General features: G+C 55.9%; 6 protein-coding genes and 1 pseudogene. 1 reads left to right on the top strand and 6 read right to left on the bottom strand.

The window, feature by feature from the left end:
* The 4 genes from L692_RS31620 to L692_RS0102820 form a co-directional block, all read right to left on the bottom strand.
* A partial coding sequence (locus L692_RS31620) for a 2-phospho-L-lactate transferase CofD family protein (RefSeq protein ID WP_232238722.1) occupies nucleotides 1-119 on the bottom strand: 119 nt, incomplete at its 3' end.
* An 18-nt stretch (nucleotides 120-137) separates the two neighbouring features.
* Nucleotides 138-1,040, bottom strand: coding sequence for an RNase adapter RapZ (rapZ, locus tag L692_RS0102810; RefSeq protein WP_025697009.1), 903 nt, complete (start codon nucleotides 1,038-1,040; stop codon nucleotides 138-140).
* 53 nt (nucleotides 1,041-1,093) lie between these two features.
* Nucleotides 1,094-2,044: an ROK family glucokinase gene (locus tag L692_RS0102815; RefSeq protein WP_025697012.1), complete on the bottom strand. Its 951-nt coding sequence runs from the start codon at nucleotides 2,042-2,044 to the stop codon at nucleotides 1,094-1,096.
* Nucleotides 2,045-2,252: 208 nt separating this feature from the next.
* Nucleotides 2,253-3,533, bottom strand: coding sequence for a DUF438 domain-containing protein (locus tag L692_RS0102820; protein WP_025697014.1), 1,281 nt, complete (start codon nucleotides 3,531-3,533; stop codon nucleotides 2,253-2,255).
* A 549-nt stretch (nucleotides 3,534-4,082) separates the two neighbouring features.
* Here L692_RS0102820 and L692_RS0102830 point away from each other — a divergent pair.
* Nucleotides 4,083-5,924, top strand: a complete 1,842-nt coding sequence (locus L692_RS0102830) for an ABC transporter substrate-binding protein (RefSeq protein WP_025697016.1) — start codon at nucleotides 4,083-4,085, stop codon at nucleotides 5,922-5,924.
* Nucleotides 5,925-6,047: 123 nt separating this feature from the next.
* Here L692_RS0102830 and trxB read toward each other — a convergent pair whose 3' ends face one another.
* Complete coding sequence (trxB, locus tag L692_RS0102835; protein ID WP_025697018.1) at nucleotides 6,048-7,004, bottom strand: thioredoxin-disulfide reductase; 957 nt, start codon at nucleotides 7,002-7,004, stop codon at nucleotides 6,048-6,050.
* A gap of 111 nt (nucleotides 7,005-7,115) precedes the next feature.
* A pseudogene (locus L692_RS32325) lies at nucleotides 7,116-7,552 on the bottom strand (DDE transposase family protein); the annotation flags it as partial.

A 7,552-nucleotide genomic window follows, 5' to 3' on the forward strand; every position in this document is an offset into this window, starting at 1 on the left:
ACCGTTACGATAGCCGTAATATCAAGCGGCTTCTCTTTCAAGCCGCGAAGCATAACGGACAGTCCGGTCCCGCCGCCCATAACGACGACCTGCGGACGCTGTCCTGATTGAACTGCCACGATTATACCCCTTCTCTCCTAATGCCGGTCGCGTTCGGCATCCCGGTGGCTGACCGATACCGTTTCCGTCTCGCTGACCCCCAGCATTTTGCCCAAATATTCCGAAATAGCCACAGAGCGATGCTTGCCGCCCGTGCAGCCAATGCCGATAATGATCTGGGCCTTGCCTTCCTTGCGGTATTGGGGAATCAGAAATTGAAGCATATCCAGCAGCTTCTCTAGAAATGCCTGCGTCTCGGGCCACTTCATTACATATTCGTAAACATCGCTATCCTGTCCCGTATGAGGCCGGAGATGATCCACATAATGCGGATTAGGCAAAAAGCGCACATCAAACACGAGGTCCGCATCAATCGGAATGCCATATTTGAAGCCAAATGAGGTAATGTTGACGGAGAGCGTGCTTTTTCCAAGATGAGAGTACCTGGAGACAATCTTCTCCTTGAGCTGGGCAGGCTTCATGCTGCTTGTATCAATCACCTGTGTAGCCGAATTCTTGAGCTCCTCCAGCATTTTCCGTTCCAGCCGGATACCGTCAAGCGGCAGGCCCTTCGGAGCGAGCGGATGCCGCCGCCGGCTTTCCTTGTAACGCTGCACCAGCACGGAGTCCGTAGCATCGAGAAACAGAATTTCGCAGCCGATGGTGAAGTGATCCTTGATAAAGCTGAGCGATTCCGACAAAGCGGTGAAAAATTCACGCCCCCGCAGATCAATAACAAGCGCTACCTTCGCAATTTTCCCCTTGGACTGCTCGATCAGCTCCGCAAACTTCGGAATAAGGACGGGCGGAAGATTGTCGACACAGAAAAATCCGAGGTCTTCGAGACTTTGCACGGCGATGGTCTTGCCCGCTCCCGACATTCCGGTAATGATGATCAGGGTGGCCGCAGCCGACGACGGAGTATTCTCCTCTTCGGTCATTGAGCTTCCCCCTCCCTAGAATTAGTGTATGAATGAAAAATGAATTCCGTCTCTTAAGAACGCAGCAAAAGACCGGCCGCGCCGACAATACCCGCATCGTTGCCAAGCAGCGCAGGAATGATGCTCACATCTTTCTGCAGCGGTTCAGGCGTAACCTGAGCGTAGACGCGGCGGATTTCTTCGAACAAAATTTCCCCGGCCTTGGACACGCCGCCGCCGATAATAAATACTTCGGGGTTCAGCACGGCTGCGACTGCGGCCATGGATTTGCCGAGATAAAACGCCGCCCGGTTCACGATCCGCAGCGCCACTTCGTCCCCGGCCTTGGCCGCATCGAACACTTCCTTCGCAGCGATCTTCTCCACGGAGGCCAGCGTTGTCCGGTCGCCCCGCGCTACGGCGTCGTTGGCCATCCGAATGATGCCCGTCGCCGAGGAAACGGTTTCCAAACACCCCATTTTACCGCACCCGCATTGGATCGCTTCCAGATCGGGAACGACGCAAATATGACCAAGCTCGCCGGCAAGACCGGAGAAGCCTTGATAGACTTTACCGTTAATAATAATGCCGCCGCCGACGCCCGTTCCGAGCGTATAGCAGACGCAGTTGTCCACATCCCGCCCGGCTCCGCTCCAGGCTTCTCCAAGCGCCGCGACATTGGCGTCGTTATCTATTTTGACCGGCTTGTTCAATCGATTCTCCAGAATGGCGCGGATCGGCACGTCTCTGAATCCTATGTTGGGCGCAAGAATAATGATCCCCTCACGAATATTCGTGAACCCGGCGACTCCCGCTCCAACACCGGCTAACTGGTCCCATTCAAATGGCGAATCAGCCACAATCTGACGCACGTATTTCTCAATGTTGTCAATTACGGTGTCGACTCCGTCTTCAGTTCCCGTAGGCCCTTCATAGGTGTGCAGCAAATGGCCTTCGCTATTACAGATCCCTACCTTAATTGCGGTTCCGCCCAAATCCACGCCTACGTAGATATTTTCCGACATGTAACAAGCCACCTTTTCCTATGCTAAAATAGTAAATCCCACGATACCCACTATAATAGAAGCCTTCCCTGCGGTCAAGGAAAGACGGTACACCCGGTAAGATGCACTGTAGAAAGTTGCGGGAGCCTGCGCCTAAAAGAAAAAACCATCCACCGGACGGCGGATGGTCGGCCTCCCTCCTTACCGGGAGACTTGTGCCTGCTCTTGTCTATTCCATTGCTCTATACGACTCGGCGAGCGCCCGTTTCTGACCCTCCAGCGCCCGGAGCGGCGCGATATTCTGTGTGAATTCCAGCGCCCCCATGTAGCGGCCCCTGTCATCGCGGACGGCAAAGTAACGAATATGAATGAACTGGTCCCGGATATGAATCCAGAATTCCTCGCTCTCCTTGCATCCGGCCTTGAAATCATCCAGAAGCTTGCCGATGGCAGCCTCGCCCTGCGGCGGATGGCAATCCCGCACCTGACATCCCAGAACCGCCCCGGATGGGGTAAAGAGACGGTCTTTCCCATGCGAGAAATAACGAATGACATCATTCTCGTCAATAAATGTCAAATCCACCGGCAGGTGGTTCAAAATCAGCTCCAGTTGCTCCACCGCCAGGGTCCCCGTTCCGAAACGGACATACCCCTGGGGAGAGTTCATGACCGAATGGGAATCCGGACCTGCCGCCGCCGGCTCATCCGTCTTGTGCTCCGGGACCCATTCCTCTTCAGGCACCGACAGACAGTAGCCGATTTCCGCGCTTTTCTTCGCAATCTCAAGCCACTCTTCCTCCGTCAGCTTCTCAAGCGCGGCAGGAAGCAGCACCTGCTCTTCCTTGCAGATCATTTGGTTGATCTCCAGGATGATGCGGGAGAGCGCCTCACCGACCTCGGCCTTGCAGCCCCGGTAAGGCATGAGCATGGCTCTGGCGTTCTTGATCATGCTGCGGATGCTGTCGTCTTCGCCCCACATCATGCCGGACGGGCCGTAACCGCCGTGCTTCTCCAAATAGGGAAACAACAGCTCCTCCTTGCGTCTGTAATGCTTGTCGAGATCGAACAGCAGCGCAAGATCATCCTGCAGCTTCCGGGCATTGTCCGGACTGTCATTCTTCTGAAATTTGCCTGCATGAAGCTTTAGCTTGAAGTTGACGAGGCGCTCGACATCCCGGTTCTCCCGCTTGAATGTATGCGCGGGATGCCCCGGCTGATCCTCCGGCTTCGAGAAACGGTGAATCTCCTTAATCGTACCCTGAAATACCGCCTCATGCACGGCGCACAGACGCCGGATCTCCGCTGCGGGGACTCCCTCTTCGTTAATTAACGCGTTCTCCATGGCCGCAATCTCGGACACGTTAATTCCGGCCACCGCTTTCTCGAACCGGTCCTTTACCTCATCCACCGACTTCCCCGCATGCAGCTCCTTGACCACTTCCTTCAGCATTTCCCGGCGGCGGCTTTTATCCAATACTTCCGATACCTGCCGGATCATCCGTTTGCTCATGTGCTCACTCCCCTGTATTACAAAATGAAATTTACTCTCCGATCTCTATATCACAGCCCGCGAAGCGGGAACGTATTAAATGACCAACCTCATCTGATTGAGAATTGTTCTCATTCTAACACAGGTTCCACAGGGTATCTTATGATGTGGGTCACAGGCTCGGCAGTTTTTCCAATTTGTTTAATAAAGGGAGGGCTCCAGCAACTACAGCGGTGGAGCCGGCCTCTTTCGGCCGCGCCATAATGTACTGAAAATTCTCTTTAAATTCAAAGACCCTAAGATCCCTCTCTCACGACGCATACGCCTGCTCTTGACTTTCCCGGCAGCCTGTATCCTCCACTGTCTGTCCGCCCGGCTTTCCAGCTCTTTCCGTCTCTTCTCTATCAGCATTTCCTCTATTGCAGGATGAATCACAATGATCCCGCCCCTTTCTTTGCCGGACCTCACATCCGGATGTTACTTTCAGTATACCTTTTCCAAAAGAGGTAAAAAGGGTATAATCTGAACTGCCTGCTTCACCTTTTCCGCTGTATGAAGGGAGGTTTTCCTTTGCTTGCCGCTCTGCAATTCTTTGAGCTTCGATCGTCCTACACCGACCGCGAGCTGAATACTCCGTTTTCCGTCACGGTCCAAACGCTGGCCGATATTTGGCACTGTACCCCTCGCAACGTCAAGATGGTCCTCCGCAAGCTGTCCGATCTTGGTTGGATTAGCTGGCAGCCGGGGCTTGGCCGGGGGAATGCCTCCATGCTCGCTTTTCTCGCTGACGCGCAGGATATACTCCTTGAAGAGAGCATAGCTTTAACGAAAAAAGGCGATGTCAAAGGAGCGCTCGAACTGATCGACCGCTTCGGCGAGTCCACGCAGGTCAAGAACGGATTCCTGGAATGGCTCTCTGGCGGAATGGGCTTTACCCGGACTCTTGTTACCGACATGGTGCTGGACACACTGCGGTTTCCGGTGCAGAGGTTCATTGTGACGCTCGATCCCGCTTCGATCTATTATGCCTTTGACGCGCATATTATCGGGCATATTTACGATACGCTGGTCGACTTTGACCCGGTTAGCGAAACCTTCCGTCCCGCCATTGCCCACTTCTGGGAAAGCTCGCCGGACTGCAGCGAATGGATTATCCATCTGAGAAAAGGCGTCAGCTTCCATCATGGCAGAGAAGTGACGGCCCAGGATGTGATCTATACCTTCGACCGGCTGCGGCTGAACCCGGACCGCTGCGAGCAGAGCTGGATGTTCACGGGAATATCCGATATTCGCATGCTCGACCGCAAAACCGTCCACATTACGCTCACAGAATCCAATTACCTCTTTCTCCAACTGCTCTCCGTCAAAGCGTCCTCCATTCTTCCCGCAGACCTGTGCGGGGCCGATGAAGCTGCCTTTATGAGCCATCCGGTGGGGACCGGGGCGTTCAAGCTGCTTCGGTACGATGAAAGCATTTGCATACTTGAGGCTTTTTCATCCCATTTCCGGGGCAGGCCGCACATCGACCGGGTGGAAATCATACACCTCTCCGAGCAGGATGCGGGAATGCTGAAGGAACCGGACTGGTCCCGCGCCTCCTGCACGGAGCAGAACATCTACAATGGATATTTGAGAAAAAGCGCCGGACCGGATGCCGAATGGCGCGAGGTGGAGACGATTTCACCGGGCTGCAGCATGCTGGTCTTTAACCAGCGCAAGGAGGGACCGCAGAACAGTCCTGCCTTTCGGCAGGCGCTTGATCTGATTATTGACCGCAGCCGGATGATTGCCGACCTTGGGGAGAACCGCATTTTCCCGGCGCAGGGATTCCGTACGGAGCGCGGCAGAGCCGCCGACCAAGCGGAAGGAGTGGAACCGGCGCCGGATGCGGCGGAAATTTACCGGCTGTTAGAGCAGAGCGGTTACCGGGGAGAGACGGTCCGGTTGTCGACCCACAGCCGCCATGCCGCCGACGCCCAGTGGATTCGGCAGCGTTGCCGCGCCTTCGGTATCCGCATGGAGATTCAGATGCGCAAGGCAGAGGATATGGCCAATCCGGCCTTTTCGCCGGAGCATGATTGCCAATTGTATGAGATCGTTCTCGGCAATGATGAAATTCAGGATCTGGAACTGTATCTGCAACAAGGATTTTTCCCTTCGGCCTTGGCGGACGGCATGCTGGATACTGTAACGGCCTCCGCCCGCGCGGTGATGTCCGACCCCGACCCGCAGAGCCGCTGGCGCAGACTCAATGAGCTGGAGGAGCTGCTGCGTCAATCGTACAGCGTTCTCTTTCTGCTTCACAAGAAGAGCAATACCCGGTTCCATTCCTCAATCCAGGGAATCAACCTGAATTCATGCGGCTGGGTTGACTTCCGCACCGTATGGTTCCAGCCGCATTCTCTCGCGTAGGAATCGGGGGTTGAGGCATTCGGCTTGGACAGAATGATTTCACGCAAAGAAGCCAAGCTTCCCGTTTCAGGTGAAGCTTGGCTTCTTTAACTTTGGGGCTAGCGCCGCTATATGGCTTCCGGATTATGATTTATCCAGCGTCTCACTCCAGTCATGCACCATCGAGCCTTCCAGATATTTCTCGGCGTCCATCGCCGCCATACAGCCTGAACCCGCCGCCGATATAGCCTGACGGTAACGGGTATCCTGAACGTCGCCGCTGGCGAATACGCCGGGGATGTTCGTCTCCGTTGTGCCCGGACGGACCACGATGTAGCCGTTCGCATCGGTTGTGACCTGGCCGCCGAGAAAAGCGGTGTTCGGGGTATGTCCAATCGCCACGAAGACGCCGTCGGCTTCAATGAGCTCTTCCTTGCCGCTCTCGTTATCACGGACAAGCAGTCCCTTCACCCCGGTCTCGCCTGTTACGACCTCCAGCGGCGTGCGGTTCAGCGCCCATGAAATTTTGCTGTTCTCTTTCGCCCGGTCCTGCATAATCTTCGACGCCCGCAGTTCTTCGCGCCGGTGAACCAGCGTGACGCTGCTGGCAAACCGCGTCAGGAAGCTCGCTTCCTCCATCGCGGAATCGCCGCCGCCAACGACAATGATCTTCTTCCCGCGGAAGAAGAAGCCGTCGCAAGTAGCGCACGTGCTGACTCCGCGTCCCACATTGTCCTGCTCGCCGGGGATGCCAAGATACCTGGCCGAAGCGCCCGTCGAGATAATGATCGTTTCCGCCTCCAGCACGCCAAGCCCATCCACATTCACTTTAAAGGGCCGCTGCGAGAAATCGACGGACTCCACCCAGGCGCTCTTGAATTCAGCCCCGAAGCGTTCCGCCTGCTTGCGCATATTGTCCATCAGATCCGATCCGAGAATGCCTTCCGGAAATCCGGGGAAGTTCTCCACTTCCGTCGTCGTTGTCAGCTGTCCGCCCGGCTGCAGACCTTCAATCACCAGCGGGTTCAAATTGGCGCGCGCCAGATAAATGGCGGCGGTCAGACCGGCTGGGCCGGTTCCGATTACAATCGATTTGTACATCTTAAGTACCCTCCTCGCAAACGGATGATTAAAAAGTTTGGCCGGCAGGCCAAGCTTGCTATCCCTATTATGCCCAAAAGGGGCATTTTCCGGGTCTCCGCGCCCGAAATATTAGCCGCGCGGAAGCCGCTCTTTTTCCTCGGAGCGCGGCTCCTTCTCCGTCTCCATGCCGATCAGCTTCTGCAGGCGGAGCAGACCGGCTTCCTCCTGCTTTCTATCCTGTACCGGCTCGCCAAGAAGCTCCTTCAGGGCGGCGGCCAGCGCCTCGTCGCCGATCCAGGCCAGCGCCTCGGTGACCTGCCGCTTCAAGCTTGCATCCCCGTAACGCAGCGCCCAGAAGAAGGACGAGCGCAGCAGCGGATTTACCCGGACCTGCTCCGCAAAGCTGCCTTTGTTGGCCTTCCACAGCTTGAGCTGCTCCTGAAAGGGAAGCTGGTAGTTATAGCTGACGGTCGGCAGCTCCGAGCCCTCCTCCGCAGACTGACGCAGCTGATTCAGGAAGAAGCGCGGCACCGTCGACTCCGGGTCCAGCTTGGCGGCCTGCCTCC

The organism is Paenibacillus forsythiae T98, assembly GCF_000520735.1.
Taxonomy (GTDB): domain Bacteria; phylum Bacillota; class Bacilli; order Paenibacillales; family Paenibacillaceae; genus Paenibacillus_AQ; species Paenibacillus_AQ forsythiae.